This is a genomic window from Phaeodactylibacter sp., assembly GCF_040219495.1.
Lineage (GTDB): Bacteria > Bacteroidota > Bacteroidia > Chitinophagales > Saprospiraceae > Phaeodactylibacter.
Map to the genome: position 1 here is coordinate 1 of NZ_JAVJSK010000101.1, position 18,599 is coordinate 18,599.

General features: G+C 50.7%; 15 protein-coding genes. 6 read left to right on the forward strand and 9 right to left on the reverse strand.

Going from position 1 to position 18,599, the window contains the following annotated elements; translation table 11 throughout:
• Positions 1-196 precede the first annotated feature (196 nt).
• The 3 genes from RIC19_RS15590 to RIC19_RS15600 all read right to left on the reverse strand — a co-directional run bounded on the left by RIC19_RS15590 (position 197) and on the right by RIC19_RS15600 (position 2,891).
• Positions 197-454: a DUF4212 domain-containing protein gene (locus tag RIC19_RS15590; protein WP_350179267.1), complete on the reverse strand. Its 258-nt coding sequence runs from the start codon at positions 452-454 to the stop codon at positions 197-199.
• Positions 455-521: 67 nt separating this feature from the next.
• The gene (locus tag RIC19_RS15595) at positions 522-1,814 is read right to left on the reverse strand and encodes a porin (RefSeq protein ID WP_350179268.1); all 1,293 of its coding nucleotides are present in this window, start codon (positions 1,812-1,814) and stop codon (positions 522-524) included.
• 786 nt (positions 1,815-2,600) lie between these two features.
• On the reverse strand, positions 2,601-2,891 hold the full coding sequence (locus RIC19_RS15600; protein WP_350179269.1) for an ArsR/SmtB family transcription factor: 291 nt from the start codon (positions 2,889-2,891) through the stop codon (positions 2,601-2,603).
• A 155-nt stretch (positions 2,892-3,046) separates the two neighbouring features.
• Between RIC19_RS15600 and RIC19_RS15605 the strand changes: the two genes are divergently transcribed.
• The 3 genes from RIC19_RS15605 to RIC19_RS15615 all read left to right on the forward strand — a co-directional run bounded on the left by RIC19_RS15605 (position 3,047) and on the right by RIC19_RS15615 (position 6,421).
• Entirely contained in the window at positions 3,047-4,981 is a 1,935-nt protein-coding gene (locus RIC19_RS15605) for a DUF294 nucleotidyltransferase-like domain-containing protein (RefSeq protein WP_350179270.1), read from the forward strand.
• 34 nt (positions 4,982-5,015) lie between these two features.
• Positions 5,016-5,711, forward strand: coding sequence for a 3'-5' exonuclease (locus RIC19_RS15610; RefSeq protein WP_350179271.1), 696 nt, complete (start codon positions 5,016-5,018; stop codon positions 5,709-5,711).
• A gap of 161 nt (positions 5,712-5,872) precedes the next feature.
• On the forward strand, positions 5,873-6,421 hold the full coding sequence (locus RIC19_RS15615; RefSeq protein ID WP_350179272.1) for an META domain-containing protein: 549 nt from the start codon (positions 5,873-5,875) through the stop codon (positions 6,419-6,421).
• Between the two features lie 70 nt (positions 6,422-6,491).
• On the opposite strand, the gene RIC19_RS15620 is transcribed toward RIC19_RS15615, so the two are convergent.
• The 4 genes from RIC19_RS15620 to pdxA form a co-directional block, all read right to left on the reverse strand.
• Positions 6,492-7,325: a universal stress protein gene (locus tag RIC19_RS15620; protein WP_350179273.1), complete on the reverse strand. Its 834-nt coding sequence runs from the start codon at positions 7,323-7,325 to the stop codon at positions 6,492-6,494.
• Between the two features lie 271 nt (positions 7,326-7,596).
• Complete coding sequence (gene pckA / locus RIC19_RS15625; RefSeq protein ID WP_350179274.1) at positions 7,597-9,204, reverse strand: phosphoenolpyruvate carboxykinase (ATP); 1,608 nt, start codon at positions 9,202-9,204, stop codon at positions 7,597-7,599.
• Positions 9,205-9,376: 172 nt separating this feature from the next.
• Positions 9,377-10,417 (reverse strand): pyruvate dehydrogenase (acetyl-transferring) E1 component subunit alpha, encoded by a 1,041-nt coding sequence (pdhA, locus tag RIC19_RS15630; protein WP_350179275.1) that lies wholly within the window; start codon positions 10,415-10,417, stop codon positions 9,377-9,379.
• 474 nt (positions 10,418-10,891) lie between these two features.
• Positions 10,892-11,974, reverse strand: a complete 1,083-nt coding sequence (gene pdxA, locus RIC19_RS15635) for a 4-hydroxythreonine-4-phosphate dehydrogenase PdxA (RefSeq protein WP_350179276.1) — start codon at positions 11,972-11,974, stop codon at positions 10,892-10,894.
• A gap of 198 nt (positions 11,975-12,172) precedes the next feature.
• Between pdxA and rsmA the strand changes: the two genes are divergently transcribed.
• Both rsmA and RIC19_RS15645 read left to right on the forward strand, forming a co-directional pair.
• Positions 12,173-12,958 carry a 16S rRNA (adenine(1518)-N(6)/adenine(1519)-N(6))-dimethyltransferase RsmA gene (rsmA, locus tag RIC19_RS15640; RefSeq protein ID WP_350179277.1) on the forward strand — a complete coding sequence of 262 codons (786 nt, stop codon included), beginning with the start codon at positions 12,173-12,175 and terminating at the stop codon, positions 12,956-12,958.
• A 45-nt stretch (positions 12,959-13,003) separates the two neighbouring features.
• Positions 13,004-13,450, forward strand: coding sequence for a GatB/YqeY domain-containing protein (locus RIC19_RS15645; RefSeq protein WP_350179278.1), 447 nt, complete (start codon positions 13,004-13,006; stop codon positions 13,448-13,450).
• 121 nt (positions 13,451-13,571) lie between these two features.
• Here the strand turns inward: RIC19_RS15645 and RIC19_RS15650 are convergent, their stop codons facing one another.
• Positions 13,572-14,675, reverse strand: a complete 1,104-nt coding sequence (locus RIC19_RS15650) for a COX15/CtaA family protein (RefSeq protein WP_350179279.1) — start codon at positions 14,673-14,675, stop codon at positions 13,572-13,574.
• 730 nt (positions 14,676-15,405) lie between these two features.
• Between RIC19_RS15650 and RIC19_RS15655 the strand changes: the two genes are divergently transcribed.
• Positions 15,406-16,083, forward strand: a complete 678-nt coding sequence (locus tag RIC19_RS15655; RefSeq protein ID WP_350179280.1) for an SOS response-associated peptidase — start codon at positions 15,406-15,408, stop codon at positions 16,081-16,083.
• Positions 16,084-16,090: 7 nt separating this feature from the next.
• On the opposite strand, the gene RIC19_RS15660 is transcribed toward RIC19_RS15655, so the two are convergent.
• Positions 16,091-18,580: an FG-GAP-like repeat-containing protein gene (locus RIC19_RS15660; protein ID WP_350179281.1), complete on the reverse strand. Its 2,490-nt coding sequence runs from the start codon at positions 18,578-18,580 to the stop codon at positions 16,091-16,093.
• Positions 18,581-18,599: the final 19 nt, after the last annotated feature.

The window sequence follows — 18,599 nt, forward strand, 5'->3', positions numbered from 1 at the left end:
CCAAAGGGCCAAGGTCGCAGGCGCAAATACCCTAAGAGCGTGTTGGGACTTTAGTAATCGGCCTGCAAACTACACTTTTTTGCTTACACTTCGTCCCGAAAATCCTCATTTAGCTAAGGCTAAACTCCGGTTTTCGTGCCTTGTATAACCAAAAAATTGTTATTTTTCGACTAGAAGACAAAAGTCCCAACACGCTCTAACCATCGTACCCGTATTTTTTATCGAGCCGGTTCATCAGCCAGACATACACAAAGATTAGAAGGACAAAAACATAGATAGAACCCTGCTGAGCGAACCAGAAGCCAAGTTTGGCGCCGCCGATGCGGACGGTGTTCAGGGGCTCAACCAAGAAAATGCCTAAAACATAGGATGCTACGAACCACACCGCGAGCAGAATGCCCAGGTAGGTTAGGTTCTCTTTCCAGTACTTTTGAGCTTTGTTGTCGTTGGACATAAGCCTGAGTTTTTAGATGATTGAATATAGTTATATAAATACTTTGTTGCGTCAAGGTAAATAAAATCTAGAGAAAAATATGCGCCTGCAAACGGATTTGCTGCACGTCCTGAATATTGCCGTTGGCATCCAGGCCGCCTTCCCGGATATCATTACTGATGGTATGATACTCCAGGGTCAGCTTGGCGCTATGCCCGTTGAGGAAGTAGTTGAGCCCGATATCGAGCGCAGAGGTATTCTCTTCAAAGCCTTCGTAATTGCCGTTTTGGACCGCGACGTAGGGCATAAAACGGGAGTTGGGCAGCTTATAGCCCACATGGCCGTACAGCACATTCCCGGTTCCCGCCCAGCGTGCTACGTAGTTGTCACCGTAGTTGAAACTCATGAAAGAAGCATAGGCATTGAGGCAGTCCCCATCCGAAAGGGGCATGTCCAGAAACGCATCTACCGCCAGGTGGGTCACATTCTCGTGCTCGCCTGTAGCCTCGTTGAACATGCCATTGGGGTGGGCAAAAAAGCCAGTGCCCAATGCGAAGATCTTCTTTTTGCCCAGGTAGCTGCCTACGGCATAAGGCAGTTTGGTGGATTCGCCATCCATGAAGTTGTACCGGAAGTAACCTTCGATAATATTATTCCCGGTTGGGTTGCCATCCCTGTCAGGTGTGGAAACGCCGGTATAAGCAACGCTGCTGCTGTTGCTTCCATAACTTGCGCCGTTACCAAGCGGCAGGCTGCCATTTGCATTGCTGCCCGGGTTGTTCAGTGCGATCCGGTAATCAAATTTACCGATGACTCCTTTGGCATAAAGGCCTAAGTGCCGTGCAAATTGGTCTGTAACCCCGAGCGAGTGCCAGTGCACAAACGGGCGCGGGTTATCCATTGTCATAAAGTTGAGCGTACTCTGATTGGACAGGCGGGTGAGGCCTTTCCAGTAGTGGAGGCCGCCACCAATAAAGAAGGAGTTGTCATTGCTGACCTTGAATTCCGTCCAGGCATCGTGCAGGAAGAGCTGCGGGCCATCCCCGTTATTACCCAGCGAGGTCATGTTGCCCGGCGTCAGATTGTTGAGCCCGAAGTGGGTCAGTATCAGGAAGCGCGGAGAAATCTGTGCATAAGCCAGAAAACGGGAACGGCGGGCCAGATGGGTCAACTGCAGGTTGGCGTCATCTACTGCCAGGTTGTTCGTGACCGTCCATTGTTGATGCCAGACGATAAAACGGATGTATTTGTTCCCGCTATCGTCCAATTTTAACGTGAGGGGCTTGTAAGAATGATCCACGTCATCCTCGAGTATTTGTGCCTGCATGCTGATGGCAGTCAGCAGCAGGGCGAGCGTAAGGGTTTTAGTCAAAAGTTTCATACTAGCTGTATTTAGAATAGTTGACAAGCATGTTTTATTTCAGCTAAAGTATATAGATATGTATATGTGTGCAAGTTTTTTCTGAGTTTTTTTCTGTCTTTTTCAAAATCTTATTGCAAAACTACGGGGGTTGACCAAAAAAATATGTGGGGAAGTGGGGGGTGGTGGTTCTATGGTGTTTTGGTTTTTTGATGTTATGGTGTTTGGGGCGGGCTTTTCAGAGGTTAGGGTTTAGAGCTTGTTGGGAAATTTCATTGGGTAAAAAACGAATATCCCGAATGAAAGAAAATAAAAGGGTTGATGCTTCCTTATTTTAAAGGATTTAAGAACCTGACGTCGAAATTAAACCTTCACTTAGCCCGCTAAGCTCAGGTTTAATTTCTTAGTCAGAACCTCAAATCGTTGAAAATCAGTTCGCAAAATTTCCCAACAAGCTCTTAGAGGGTGGGGGCTGGTACTGCCGGTTGTGGGTGCTTTGGGTTTCACGCATAGTTTGCAGAGTGCTTCGTAAAGAATGGGAAGGGTGGCTGATCAGGGGCGAGGAGAGTACTCGAGCGCTGCTTTTTCTTTTGCGTTTTTTATGCTGCTAATCTCATGCTTTTTTTGAGGCACACCTTTTCAGGCACTCTCGTTGTTTCGGACTTGTGTGTTGTCAAGTATGAAATAACGGGTTAGAACAGACCGCATATATTGGAAGACTTCGGAGAAGTTGCATGTTATATCCAGCCAGGGGAAAGAGACTGCTTATCTCTGTATACCCAGCTTAACAAAGTATTAGTCCGGCTGCTATATCACCTTTTTCAGGGTCTTAATGATTTCGTAGAATTCAGATCGGGTCAAAGAATAAAGGGAGTTTTTGCCATCGCGTTCTGCCGCGACAACATCCTTGCCTTTGAGGATACGCAGGTGGTGGGAGGCAATCGCCTGTTCGATGTTGAGGTGCTGGTAAATATCCGTAACGGTCATTTGGCCATTATTGTACAGCAAGTCAATGATCGCAATGCGTATAGGGTGAGCAATAGCACGCAGCGTCTCGGTGGAGTCTTCCAGGAAGTTGACGTTGAAGTGAGTTTTCATGGCTGTATATACTTGGGCGGCTGGCTCAGGGGCCTGCAAACAAAGCTCCAAAATAGGGCTCCGGGCTGATATAAACAAATATATACATCTAATTGCGTTAATATTTGGTGCAGTTCTCAAAAAACAGGATATTCCATAATCCAAACCCGAATGCCATGGAGAACATTATTCCGCGCCGCATCTATGACTTCCTGAAAGCCTACCCTCCCTTCAGCTTGTTGTCCGAAGACCTGCTACTTCAAGTCTCAGAACGGGTGATTGTACAATATTATCAGCCTCAACAGGAGGTTTTTCATCAGGGGGATCGGCCGGGGACACATATCTTTATTGTACGGGAAGGCGCGGTGCAGCTGTTCCGGGAGGCCGGGGCTGAATCCTTTCTGGTAGAGCAGTGCGATGAAGGGGACGTGTTCGGCATCCGGCCTATGCTGGCCGCAGAAAACTATGCGCTTACCGCCCGGGCTGCTGAGGAAACCCTGCTTTACGCCATTAATATAGAAGGGTTTCAGGAAGTGATGGAAGGGCACCCGCAGGTGGCCTTGTACCTGGCGAGTACCTACGCGGCGGGAATCGGGCAAAAGTATAAAATCGCGAACCCTTCCCAGCTTTTTCTGGACCGCTCCGAAAAGGCCGTAGAGCATTTTGCGCTTATGGAGGTACAATCGCTGGAGCGTAGTAAAGACCCGGTCACTTGTCCGCCCGGTACGACCATACAGGCGGCAGCAGTGATTATGTCAGAGCAGGAAGTGGGGTCAATTATCGTTGTTGATGAAGGCAGCCGCCCTACGGGCATTATGACCGACAAAGACCTGAGGCGGAAGGTCGCTACCGGTAAAATAGGGCTGGATGTGCCCATCTCAGCGATTATGTCCAGCCCGGTGGTCACGATGCCTCCAACGGTGACGGTCGCGGATGTACAAATGGAGATGGTCAGAAACCGCATCAACCACATTTGCCTGACTGCTGACGGGACCACGGAGAGTGAAGTGGTTGGCGTACTTTCAGAACATGACCTGATGGTGATGCAGGGCAATAACCCGGCCATTCTGATTCGGGAAATCCGGCGTTGTAAAGCAATAGCAGCCCTGCGGGAAATCCGGGACCGGGCGGAAGAGCTGCTGAAGAAGTACATTTTCCAGGAAGTGTCGATCGCTTTCATTTCCACGGTGATGACCGAAATCAACGACGAGATCATCGTACGCTGTATTGAGCTGGCAGAGACGGCAATGGAAGCAGAGGGCCTTTCGCGCCCCGATGTTTCTTACTGCTGGCTGGCATTAGGCAGCGAGGGCAGGAGAGAACAGTTGTTGCGTACGGATCAGGATAATGCCCTGGTCTTCGGGGATGTGCCCGAAGCGGCATACGAAAACACCAAAGCTTACTATCTTGATTTTGCGGGCCGGGTCACCCGGTTGCTCAACGAGGTGGGCTTCGAATACTGCCCGGCTGATATGATGGCCAGCAACCCTTCCTGGTGCCTGTCGTTGAGCGAGTGGAAACAGCAATTCTCCAGGTGGATTCATCAGCCGGAGCCTAAGGCCGTCATGTTCTGTACTATTTTCTTTGACTTCCGACCGATACATGGCGACCGTGCCTTGTCGACGGCACTAACGGAACACATCTTTGATGCGCTCGACGATCAGGGGATCTTCCTGGTGTACCTGGGCAAAAATGCGTTGCAAAACCCGCCACCACTGACTTTTTTCCGGAACTTTGTGGTAGAAAACAGTGGTGCCCACAAGGACGAGTTTGATATCAAAGCCCGGGCTATGATGCCCCTGGCAGATGCTGCCCGGTTGCTGGTCCTGCACGCCCGGGAAGGGCAAATCAACAACACCTTCCGGCGGTTTGAGCGCCTGGCAGAGCTGGAGCCTAAAAACCAGGAGCTTTACGAGCAGGCTGCTGATGCTTATGAAATCCTGATGCGCTATCGGGCGTTGCAAGGGCTGAAAAAGCAAAATTCAGGCCGCTACTTTAACCCCTCTGATTTGACGAAGATGGAACGGATCAACCTCCGGAATTGCTTCCGCCCGATCAAGGAGTTACAGTCGCTGCTGAATACCCGGTTCCGGCTGGCTTTGCTTAGCTAAATGCTCCATTCCCTGGCTCAATATCCTACCGCTTATGTTCAATTGGTTTAAGAAAAATGCCCCGCCCGATCCAAATGCCCCGGCATTCTGGCAAACTTACCTGACAAGTGTGGAGGAGGCCCCCTTCCACAATAAAACTCCTATCGAAGAAGTCAGCTTTGTCGTGTTCGACACCGAAACTACGGGGCTTGATGTGCAGAAGGACCAAATTCTATCAATTGGTGCGGTGCGGGTCAAAAACTGGCACCTTCTGGTGGCAGACCGGCTGGAGTGTTATGTGCATCAGGAGTACAGCCCGGAAGGGAAAACGGTAGCCGTGCACGGAATTTTACCTGGCGAAAGAATAGACAGCCTTTCAGAAAGAGAGGGCGTGCGACGGTTTCTGGCTTTTGCAGGTGGGGATGTGTTGGTGGCGCACCACGCTGCGTTCGATGTAGCCATGCTCAACGCTGCCCTCCAATCTGCGGGAGCCGGGAAGCTCCGGAATAAAGTGCTGGATACGGGCGTGTTGGCCAGGCGGGTTGCGCGCAATCCGCAGCTGTCACGCCCCGGTACATTTGGCCTCGATCACCTCTGCGATCAGTACCGCATCCCTCAGAGCGACCGGCATACGGCACCCGGGGATGCCTATATCACCGCTTTGCTGCTCCTGAAATTGCTGTACCGGCTCAAAAAGCGTGGGGTACATACCCTGGGAGCTTTGCTTACCAGGCCCAGAACCGGGCTGTAGCACTATCAGCCGGGGGATAAAACAAGGAATAATGGTCAATCCGTCGCTAAAGGTAAGTATAGAATCAAAATTTTGTAATTTCGCCCCCGGCTGGCCATAACGCTCTTACCGGCGGAGTGCCATTTCCAAAAAGAACCAATGTCTAATAAACAAGATAGAAAATGAGAACGCTTTTGATGATGTTGTTGGCCGTTAGCCTGCTGGCTTGCGGCAGCGACGCTGCACAGGAAGGAGTTGAAACGGATTCGAGCCAGAGTGCGGGTGCCGGGCAGGCCGCAGAGGCTGATGCAACGGCATCACCCGTTGAAAGGGCAGAGGCTGTCCCGAAAGACTACAAACCCGCTTTCCCTAAGATCGAGCTGAAGAAGTGGTACCTTACGGAGTATGTATTCGATGGGCGTAGCGTAAAAGTCGGTAAAGAGGATATACCGATGATTACTATCGCTAATGGTAAGGTTTCCGGGTATAGCGGCTGTAACAAGTTTAGTGCTGATCTTTCACTTCAGGATGATGGTACGCTTGATATCGGCGAGGTTGCCGCTACCAAGATGCTCTGCCAGGGTAAGATGACCCAGGAGACCCGTTTTCTTGATTTGCTGAAGTCTGCAAACGCCTACAGTGTAAATAAGGTGTTTTTGGAAATCACAGGAGCGCAGGGCCAGCTTTCATTCCGGGCAGAGTACAAGCCACAACCGGACGAAGCGCAGTAAAAGACATCGCTGTTGTCAGACTATGACTATAAAATCAGGGGAGCACCGGAGTGGCGTTCCCCTGATTTGTTTACTCCATATCCAAATGAAGGATGAGGAGCGGGGTCTCCGCAGCAAGCACCATTTTCTTGGTTTGACTGCTGTGCAGGATATTGTCCCAAAAGCCCCGGTGGCGGGTCGCCATCACAATAACCTGTGCATGGTGGGAAGCAGCATATTCACTCAGGCCTTCCACAACGGATTCGTCTTTGACCTCTGCCATCTCAAAAGCAAATCGCGGGTTTCCCTTCTCAAAAAGCTCTTCAAATAACTTGCCCTGCTCTGCTACGAAGGGGAGGTCTTTATGGCGCTGCACATGCACAAAGTGGAGGTGCGCGTTGAAAAGGCTGTTAAAAGCCATGAGCTTTTTTACGACGGTCTCGTGGTGGGCATCATAGTGGCTGGCGTATACCATGTGCCTGATTGGGCTGAAAGTAACGTCTTTAGGGATGAGCAGAACAGGGCATGCTGCTCGTTGTGATACACTCGATGAGACACTGCCGAAGATGCGCTCGAGTACCCCTCCATCGCCGGTGGTGCCCATAACGATAAGGTCAAAACCTTCACTGATTGAAGCAATCTCGTCGGCCGGGAAACCGACCAGCAGTTCTGTCTGTACTTCTACCGGCAGGCTACCAGCGTTATCGGCGGCCAGGTCATTCAGAAAGTCATTGAGCAGTTCGTGCCGGCTTTCCATGATTGCGTGAACGGGAGGTATGAAGTCCGCCTCGCCACTTGACTCCGGCAGGAAGACATGTACCAGCTTAGCCTTTTCGGCACCAATGTGTTTGGCCAGTGCCATGGCGTACTGAAATGCGTTGCGTGAAGCATCGGAGAAATCAACGGGGATGAGCAGATTTTTCATATGATTAGGTTTTAAAAGGTATCGGGGCGTTTTTTGAATTGGGTTTAGCTGTGCTGATTCTCCCCAGGTCCCTTATCGTTCCACGATCGGTGGTTTCGGTATTAAAAAGGGCACACTGGAATTTTTCAACCGGCTCGCAAATAGAAAATGCTGCGGAGAACAATTGTTCGCCCGCAGCATTCGAAAACCAAGCTATTGTCTAGTTATGCAAAAGTTATCACTGATCCCAGTACCTTGTATTTTACAGAGGACCAGTTGTTAGTCCGTATGTTTATACCTTTTCAGTAGTACGTGGCGCTGCTGCCATCATTTCCTCATCCGCGCCGTCTTCAAACTTGCGGAAGTTGTCAATGAAAGCTTTCGCCATCTTATTGGCTCTGCGGTCGTACGCATCTTTGTCTGCCCAGGTATCACGAGGGTTCAGAAGCTCTGAAGGTACGCCAGGGCACTCTTTAGGAATGTGGAGTCCAAATACAGGCTCCTGCTCATACTCGACGTTGTCGAGTCTGCCTTCCAGTGCGTCCGTGATCATTGCGCGGGTATACTTCAGTTTGATGCGGGTGCCCACACCGTAAGGGCCACCAGTCCATCCGGTATTGATCAGCCAGACGTTCACACCGTATTTCTCCATGCGCTCACCCAGCATGCGGGCGTACTCAGTGGGGTGCAGCGGCATAAATGGTGCGCCGAAGCAGGCTGAGAAGGTCTTCATGGGCTCGTCAATACCTACTTCAGTACCTGCTACTTTGGAAGTATAGCCAGAGATGAAGTGGTACATCGCCTGTCCCGGTGTCAGCTTGCTGATCGGAGGCAATGCACCGAATGCGTCAGCTGTCAGGAAGAAGATATTCTTCGGATGCCCGGCCATAGATGGCTCAACTATATTTTCAATATGGTAAATCGGATAGGATACCCGGGTATTCAGTGTAACGCTACTGTCTTCGTAATTGACAGTGCGGGTATCAGGGAAGAACCCAATGTTTTCCAGAATTGCGCCGTGCCTGATGGCATCGAAGATTTCCGGTTCTTTTTCGCGGGTCAGGTCAATGGTTTTAGCGTAGCAGCCACCTTCAAAGTTGAAGATACCATTCTCGCCCCAGCCGTGCTCATCGTCACCGATCAGAGACCGTTTAGGGTCTGCGGAGAGAGTGGTCTTGCCGGTACCGCTCAGCCCGAAGAATACGGCAGCGTCACCGTCTTTGCCTACGTTTGCAGAGCAGTGCATGGTCAGCAGGTCGCGGAAGGCAGGTAATTCAAAGTTCAGTACAGAGAATACACCTTTCTTGATCTCACCAGTATAGCCGGAGCCTCCTACCAATACTTCTTTCTTACCAAAATTGATAATGGAGAAGTTGGGTTGGCGGGTATGGTCCGTCTCCACATCTGCTTCGAAGCCCGGTGCGCAAAGTACGGTCCACTCCGGATCGAACTGTGCAAGCTCTTCTTCGTTCATGCGCAGGAACATATTGTACACGAACAGGTTGCTCCAGGGATATTCGGTTACGATACGCAGATTCGTACGGTATTCAGGGTCTGCACAGGCCTGTACATCGCGGACGTAAATTTCTTTGCCATCAAAATACTTCACCAGTTTGGCACGCAGCTTATCATAGTCAGCTCCGTCAAAAGGCTTATTGATAGCATTCCAGTCCACCCGGTCTTTTGACACCTCATCCTCGACAATAAAGCGATCCTGTGGTGAGCGGCCGGTAAACTTCCCTGTGCTGACACAGAGCGCGCCGCTGTCGGCTAATACACCCTGATCCTTACATAGGGTAGCTTCGACTAATTCCTCCGGGAGCAAGTTGTAGCGAACTGCTGCCGGGCTGGCTATGCCCAATTTTTTCAGGGCCGTCTCAATTGCTTTGGCGTTTTGCATGAATCCTAGTTTTTTGTTGATTACGATTCAAAGATGCACGATAAATCAGGCCTTGTAATTGAGAATGCTCAGTACCTGAGGTGATATTTATCAAGGGGGCAAAAAAAATCAGCAGCCCCGGTTTTGAGACTACTGATTTTGTGTTTCTTTATTGGATCTTTACTGCGAAAGTTTAGTCCTTAATGAAAGGATAATTTTCCTGCAGGTAATTATCCGTGAAGAGTTCTGAAGGATCAGGGAAGTCTGATTCTTCAGCAAATGTCACAGCTGCTTTGATTTCCTCTTTGATCGCGTTTTCAATCTCTTTGAGCTCTTCTTCTGTTGCGATTTTATTCTCCAGAATGGTCTGCTCGGTAATTTTGATCGGGTCGCGGTCTTTGTATCCCTGCACTTCTTCCTTGGTACGGTATTTGGCCGGGTCTGATACGGAGTGCCCTTTGTAACGGTAGGTGCGTATTTCGAGGTAGTACGGCCCTTTGCCCGAACGGATGTGCTCTGCTGCACGGCTCATGGCTTCGTGCACGGCTTCCGGGTTCATGCCATCTACGGGTTCACTGGGCATATCGTAAGCCAGCCCCATTTTGTAGAGCTCGGTCACATTACTGGTCCGTTCTACGGAGGTACCCATAGCGTACCCGTTATTCTCTACCACATAAAGTACGGGCAGTTTCCATGCCATTGCCATATTGAAAGATTCGTGCAAAGCACCCTGACGGGCAGCACCATCACCAAACATGGTCACACAGAGGTTGTCAGTACCTTTATATTTCTCAGCGAAGGCAATGCCGGTGCCGATTGGGATTTGAGCACCCACGATACCGTTGCCGCCAAAGTACCGGTTTTCGGCAGAGAAGAAGTGCATAGAGCCACCTTTCCCCTTTACGATACCTGTCTCCTTGCCGAACAGCTCCGCCATACAGGCATTGGTGTCACAGCCACGGCCCAGGGCTATACCGTGCTGACGGTAAGCGGTAACAATCGCATCCTCCGGGCGGATGGCTGACTCCATACCCGCTGCAATGGCTTCCTGCCCGATGTAAACGTGGCAGAAACCGCGGATTTTTTGCTGACCGTACATCATCAGTGCCCGCTCTTCAAATTTTCGGATGCGGAACATCAGTTCGTACCACTGTAAGTACTGCTCCTTACTATATTTAGGCTTCTTCGTCCGTGCCTTGCGGGTGGTTTTTTTCTTTTCCGTCGCTGTATCCATACCTGAATTCTATGGTTAGTGTTCAATCTTCACCACTACAACACCTAAGGGCATACCTTGTTTGCGCTGTGGCTCATTAGCAAAGGCAAATATACTCACCCGTCAGGGTTTTGCCAATTTTTAAACTAAGAGCGTGTTGGGACTTTAGTAATCGGCCTGCAAACTACACTTTTTTGGTTATACTTCGTCCCGAAAATCCTCATTTAGCTCAGGCTAAACTCCGGTTTTCACGCCTCGTCTAACCAAAAAATTGTTAATTTTCGACTAGAAGACAAAAGTCCCAACACGCTCTTAGACTTGATGCGTTGGGGATCATTACAGGGTTAGAATAAGTCTTTTCTTCCCACTGCACTGACCCGGCGCATCAAGTCTATTATGCTCAGGTACTTCCCAGGTCATGCACTAGGTAATCCAATAATCTCTGCCAATTGTTTTACAGAACGCGTTAAATTTTGCGCAAAAGCAGTCGGGGCGCTAATTTTCGTTATCCGTCAGCACCTCATCATCGCCTTCAATATCAGCTGGTTTTTTCAAATCTTTCATGGCATTTTCGTGCAACTCAAGGTATTGCCGGCGGTTGCGGGCAATGTCTATCGCACTGTAAACCGCCTGCCGGAAAGAAGCAGGGTCTGCTTCGTCCTTGCCCGCCAGGTCATAGGCCGTACCATGGTCCGGTGAAGTGCGGATATGCGTAAGCCCGGCGGTGAAGTTCACCCCATTGCCAAAGGACAGTGCTTTGAACGGCGTCAGCCCTTGATCATGGTACATCGCCAGTATGCCGTCAAACTTAGTGTGGTGCCCTGCGCCAAAGAAGCCATCAGCCGGGAATGGCCCCAATACCATCATACCTTTTTTCTTCAACTCCACAATAGCGGGGCGGATAAAGGCTTCTTCTTCAGACCCGATGACGCCTCCATCACTCGCATGGGGGTTCAGGCCCAATACAGCGATAGTGGGTCGCTCTATGCCAAAATCAATGCGGAGGGACTCCTCCATGACTTCTATTTTCCGTTTGACCACGTTTTTATCAATAGCGTCTGCCACATCACGCAACGGCAGGTGGTTCGTCGCCAGCCCAATCCGCAGCCCATCGTTGATCATCAACATGAGGTGCTCGCCACGGTCGAGTTCGCGGGCCAGGTATTCGGTATGCCCGGGGAAAGGGAATTGTGCCAGTTTCATGGCTTCTTTATTGATTGGCGCGGTAACCAGGGCATCAATTTCCCCCTCTTTAAGCGCTTTCACCGCAGCTTCGAGTGAGCGGCCGGCGTATTGCCCACCCAGCTCTGAAGCCTTGCCCAGCGTGATGTTCACATTCTCGTTCCAACAGTTCACTACATTGAGCTTCCCCTCCTGCGGGCGGTCGCCCGGCCGAAGGGCGTGGAAGTCAATACTACCTTCAATGATGTTTTTATGGTAAGAAACGACTTTGGAAGAACCGAAAACCATTGGGATGCAATGATTGAACATCTGTTCGTGCGCAAAAGTCTTCAGGATTACTTCCAGTCCAATACCATTGATATCGCCTATGCTCAGGCCTATTCTAAGTTTGCTCATTCCTGCAGTTGTGTTAAACTTACCTGAAAAATACCTCCTGATAACCTAAAGCAGGAATTTTGAGGCAAGTTCGATTTATCTGCACCGTCTTCGCTCTTACGGCTTCATCGTTGTACCTTTAGGGCTGTGACAGTGCAGCGGTGACAGATTCACCGGAATGCAAAAATATAAATTTTATTCACCAATAGCAGTCCTGACTTGAAAGCAAAGAAATCCTACGGCCAGCACTTCCTCAACAGCGAGCTTATCGCAGAGCGCATTGCCCATAGCCTTCAGCTTGGCGGCAAGGCGTACCATAAAATACTGGAAGTCGGCCCCGGGCAGGGCATGTTGACCAAGTACCTCCTGCAGCGGCCGGAGCAGCTGATCGTGGTGGAAGCCGACCGGGACATGGTTTTACACCTCAATAAACATTACCCTGCGCTGAAAGGGCATATCGTGGAGGGCAACTTCCTGCGCGCCGACCTCCCTGCTTTACAACAAGAACAGCCTTTTGGGCTGATTGGCAACTTCCCCTACAATATTTCTTCTCAGATCTTATTCAAAATGGTCGAGAACCGCGCCTACATCCCGGAGATGGTGGGCATGTTCCAAAAGGAAGTGGCCGAGCGGGTGGTGGCCGGGCCGGGCAGCAAAACCTACGGCGTAATCAGCGTACTGATACAAGCCTACTACGATGGGGAGTACTTATTCTCCGTTGATAAAGGCAAGTTTAGCCCTCCCCCCAAAGTGCAATCCGCAGTTATCCGCCTCACCCGGAAAACAAACAAGGAGTTGGGCTGCGATGAGCGCACCTTCCGTGTCGTCGTCAAACAAGCCTTCAGCCAGCGCCGGAAGATGCTGCGCAACACCATGAAAAGCCTGCTCAAAGGGTCACCGCTGCTCGAGGAGCCGCTATTCAGCGAGCGCCCCGAACAGCTGAGCCTGGCCGAGTTTGTGCAACTGTCCAGGTGGGTGGAGGACTGGAAGAAAGAACAGGATTGAACTTTCTGTGCAAAAAAATGATTGACAAGCAAAACAGAACTAGATATGAGCCTTGAAACGAAAATCATGACTGACCTCAAAGCAGCCATGAAAGCCAAAGACCAAGCCGCCCTGCGTAGCATCCGCGCCATTAAATCAGCCATCCTGCTGGAAAAAACCAGTGGCTCTGGCAAAGAGATCACGGAAGCCGATGAAGTCAAAATGCTGCAAAAGCTCGTCAAGCAGCGTAAAGACTCCCTGCAGATTTACGAAAAAGAAGGCCGTAAAGACCTTGCCGATAAGGAAGCAGAAGAAATTGAAGTCATTCAGCGCTACCTGCCCGAGCAGATGTCAGACGAGGAGCTCGAAAAGGAAGTAAAAGCAATTGTGGAGGAAGTAGGCGCCACCTCTATGAAGGACATGGGCAAGGTGATGGGACTGGCTTCCCAGCGCTTTGCAGGCCGGGCGGAAGGCAAGGCCATTTCCGCTAAAGTGAAAGCCATTCTGGGGTAAGCCTGGTGGCGATTAGTATCGTAAATCCCCCATCCAGCCAAGTATGCTGAATGGGGGATTTTTAGTAGAAAAACGAGTCTGAAACCAGAAATTCACTTTTCCACAAACTTTTCCACATTTGTTAGTTGCTGGTTTTCAGCACTTGATAATCTACAAATAAAATGATGCTTAAAAACAGGAGCGCTCCCGCCTGATGATAGACGCCCAGGCCGACCGGAACAGTGCCGATACAATTGACTAAAGTGAGGATGCCAAGAGCCACTTGTATTATCAACATACTTACCAACAGGTATAAACCCGTGCGGAAATGTGGGGTCGTTTGCGCCCTGAACCCCCGGTAAGCAAACCACAGAACCGCTGCCGTTAGTACGTATGCCGTCGTCCGGTGCAATATCTGCACTAAGGCAGGCATAAACAGGGCTGCGTCGTAATCCACAAAGTTTTCCACAGTCCAGTTAGAAGCGCTCAGCAATACATCCGGGACAGCCACACCATTCATATCAGGCCAGGTTGGGAAATACAACCCGGCTTTCATACCCGACATAACCCCGCCCAAGACAATCTGCACCGCCGCAAGTGCGGAAATGGAAATAGCCCCCTTTTTCAACATTTTATTGTGGATTACTTCCGGATTGGGCTGCATCACCTTCAAAGTCGTCCAGAATAAGTAGCTGAATAAAATGAGCGCCAGCGACAAATGCATGGTCAGTTTGTAGGCATTCACCCAAGGGCGTTCTATGAGCCCGCTGGCGACCATGATCCACCCGAAGGAGGCCACAAGTGCTGCCAGCAGGAAAACGACACCCAGGCGTTTTAAAAGAGGCTTGTCGACCATGCCACGCGCTACGAAGAAACCAAGGGGGATGATAAACACAAAGCCCATGAGCCGGGCCCACAACCGGTGGATGTACTCCCAGAAGTAGATGAACTTGAAATCGCCCATACTCATCCCCTCGTTGATCTTTTGGTACTGCGGTGTCGCCTGGTATTCAGCAAACTCCGCCTCCCAGGCTGCTTCGTTCAGAGGGGGCAGGGTCCCTGTTACAATCTCCCACCGGGTGATGGATAGCCCCGAACCGGTAAGCCTGGTCACACCGCCCACAACGACCTGAACGAAAATCATGAACAATCCAATGCACAACCAGATTTTCACGGCAGCGGGGTAGCCCTTTGCGGGTCCCGGTACGGTGCGGCTGGTAGAACGAGGTGTTGATACGGCTTCCATTTTTTTTAGCTTTATATCATGAAGTAGCAATCCTTCAAAAAACACTTTTCAAATGGGGAACAAATATACATCCAATTGTTTGGCCATGCAGAAGTAAACTAAATGAAAGCTGATCCCCTTTAATAGTCTTTATTATAAATTTTTTAAAACTCCCCTATCATCATTAGGGGTGTGGAAAGGTGGATAAAAATCAATGTGGATTTTAGGTTAATCCAGTGTTAACAGCTGGCCCCTCAGCTTTACACTAATTTTGCACACCATTGACTCCTAAACTATCAGCAAGTTAGGCCGCTTGTCCACATGTTGTTTAAAAGGGCCGGCCTCAGTAACTTTTATTTCCACACCCCCTCCCACGGCCTTACCGGAGTGTAGAAAACTAGGGTGGATATCCCCAGAAAGTATTTGATATGGCCTAAAAATACATATGGCGATCAGCCATTCTTGGTAAGTGTGGGCCACTGCACCGGTTACCAAGGCCCCGGCCCACAATTGATGTGGAAAAGCGTTTTTGTGAACCCCTGGTTTTCTTACCTTTAGGGAGCCCCCTGAAAAGCGGTGTGGAAAACCTTAAAAACAAGGCGGCCCAACATAGTGTTACAGTTTTAATGCCTTGTCCAACGATCTGAAATAGCATAACCCTGTGGATAATTGTGGATAAAGAGGTAAGATACTGGTGCCCTTGCTTTTCTGGCCGTAATCCAAACGCTGGAGCCAACAAAAAGATGCAAACATGTGCGGACGTTTCTCATTTGTCACCTCCCCGGAGAAGCTCAAACAGCAGTTGGGGGATATTGAGACCGGGCAAAACCTGAAACTCAGTTTCAACATCGCGCCCACTCAAGAGGCTTATGTGCTCACCAACGAACAGCCGGACCGGCTCAACTACTACCGCTGGGGGCTGATCCCGCACTGGGCCAAAGACAGCCATAATGCTTCAAAGCTCATCAACGCCCGCATGGAAGGTATCGGAGCCAAGCCTTCTTTCCGGGTGCCCATTCGCAAGCGACGCTGTCTGGTTGTGGCCGACAGTTTTTACGAGTGGCGCACTGAGGGCAAGCTGAAAACCCCTTTCCGTATCCTGCCCAAAGACGGAAGCTTGCTGGTCATGGCGGGCATCTGGGATATCTGGTACGATGGCGACTACGCCGTAAAGACCTTTTCCATCATCACCGCTCCGCCTAATGCAGAGGTCGCTCCCCTGCACAATCGTATGCCGCTGGTGCTGCCCAAGCCTATAGATCAGCAGCGCTGGATTTCAGATTTAAGCGTAAGCGAAGTCATGGATATGTTGCAGCCGCCACCGGATGGCATCCTCAAAAAATACCAGGTGTCCGACCGCGTCAACAACGTGCGCAACAATACGCCTGACCTGCATGAGAAGGTTGGGGAGCAGGGGCGGTTATTTTAAAGCCTGCCTATCTGGATATCACTACTTTCACCGTTTTTGCTGCACCTTTTTCATCGCTTGCCCTGATGAAATAAAGCCCGGGCGCCCAGCCGGTAGTTTGGATAACAACCGGGCGGTTTTCCGCAACTTGCGTATGTACCCATTGCCCCTGTACATTAAAAATATCTACCTGCCGGATGCTCATCTCCTCTGCCAGCAGTTCAAAATAGCCGTTGGCAGGATTGGGGAATACCTTGACTTCTTTTCCGCTACCGGGTGCCTCATGAGTCGGTACCGGGCCCATTCCATTGGCAAAAATGCGGAGGGTGCGGTCGTGCTCATGCAAGGTGATAAGGTCTGGAGCCGTGCTGAAAACAGGAGCGTGATGCGCCACTGAGGCATACCCCAAAGAATCAAGCGTTATGGATTGGAAATCCAGGCTGTTCAGGTCAGCCGGGCCCATTAGCCAATATAGGGAAGTCGTCTGATTGGGATTGAGGGTGAGGAAAAAGAGGTCTGTTTCTTCATCCCCATTTAGGTCAGCTGCAAAGAAGCGCCCGGTATCTGTACTGAAAGGGAGGTCCAGTAAAAGAGTACTGGATAGTGCGCCGGGCGCCTCGTGCTCCCAAAACCGGATTTCAGAAGTAAAGGAAGCCACGAGCTCCGGCATCCCGTCACTGTCAATATCGAAGGGCGCAGGTAATTCCGGTGCCCCGGTGCCTGCAGGGGTGAGTGGAATAGCTTCATCAAACCCATTTCCGTTCCAGCGGTGTAAAGTTACCTGGTCAAACGGGCCAACAGGGCGGGCAATGAGGTCCTGGCTGCCGTCTCCATCCCAGTCGGACAGCATGGCAAAACGGTAGCTTGGCGTGGTGCTTACCGTTACACGCTCACCGAAGTTTCCACTCCCCAGATTCGGGTAGTAAATCACCGCATGAACGCCACTGCTGGCAACAATATCAAGGTCGCTATCCCCGTCCATATCGTGAGGTAAAAGGAAAGGCAGGGCATATTGCTCCTCATCAATCAGGTGCGCTTCCCAGGTCCCGTTATTTTGCTCCATCCAGTAGACTTGCCCATCAGGCAATGGACGGGATTCGCTTACCAATAAATCGAAGTCTCCGTCTTCATCAAAATCGCCCCCGCTAATGTAAGCGGGTAGCGGGAGGTTGGCCCGCTCAATGTACACAGACCGGAGCGCTCCTGCTTCCTGCCGGAAGCTGAAAATGGTATTCGCGATAATATCGGAAGCGAAAAGGTCGGTGTCTCCGTCCCCATCTGCATCACCTGCTACGAAGTGGTCAGGGATAAGGCCGGCTGGGAAATATTGGTTGGTTGACCAGCTGCCATCCGGTTGACGGGACTGATAGCCGGGGCGCAGTTCGTCTTCGGAGTAAAACAGCAGGTCAGGGAGCGTGTCCCCGTCAATAGGGTGAAAATCGAACACCGCATTACTTGGTACCCCGGCTGTAAGTGGCTGTATGGCACCAAATTCCAGGGGAGCCGTTTGCCTGACCCAGGACAGCCGCTCCGGTTGAAAAAATGGCGGATTGGTCAGGGTGTCCAGCCCGAAAACGATATCCGTCAGCCCATCAGCATCTACATCATGGAATTTGGAGCCCCAACTATTGGCCAGCGGGCTGCCGTAGACTGTACGCCGCTCCCAGGTACCATTAATATTGGTATAGTAAAAGATGCCTTCCTGAAAGCCCGAGCCAAGTAGCTCAGGACTGCCGTTCTGATCGATATCTGCCATATCCCGGATTTGGAAATTTACATCATCAATAGGCATAAAATCACCAAACGATAAATTATCGTAGTCAAAGGTGATTCGGGCCGATTGCATGTTCCCTCCGTCGGGCCTGAATCGCCCGTAGATGTGTAGAACAGGCTGTGTAACTTCTGGCTGGAAGAAGAAGTAAGGAGGAAATTCGGCTAGCCCGATCGGCACCCGGAAGGGAGCACTTACTGCCGGGCTGTATGTCCCCGGCCCGGTCCCCATCATGATATGGAATGCAAAATCAGGCGGTACATCATTCAGGAAACCGGTGAAAATGAGATCCGGCCAGCCATCGGTATTGAGGTCAAAGAGCTGCAGCCCTTCCATAAATTCGCCTTGCAGAATGGTGGTCTCCGGGGCGAAACGGTCTGCTCCGGTCGCACCGGTATTTTCATACCATACTATGCGGGAGGGATTATCGACAGAAGCGATGATATCCGGATCGCCATCCTGGTCAAAGTCACCGGTGGTGGCATCATTAACGGCGGCTGTAGTAGATAGTATTTGCACTAGTTCGTATGCTTCCGGGTCGCTCAGGCTCACTTGCCAGGATAGGCGGGAGGGCGATTCTGACAAAAGCACGAGGTCCTTTTTGCCATCATTATTCAGGTCTGCCGGCATAGCCTTTACTGTTTCCGGGTTGAGGGGGTGGAGTATTTGGCGGGGCGTCCACTGTGCCTGTAAGGAAGAAAGCAGAGACAGGGCGTAAAGAACGATGAGATGTTGACGGTAGTTCATACGGGCAGATTTGGATGTT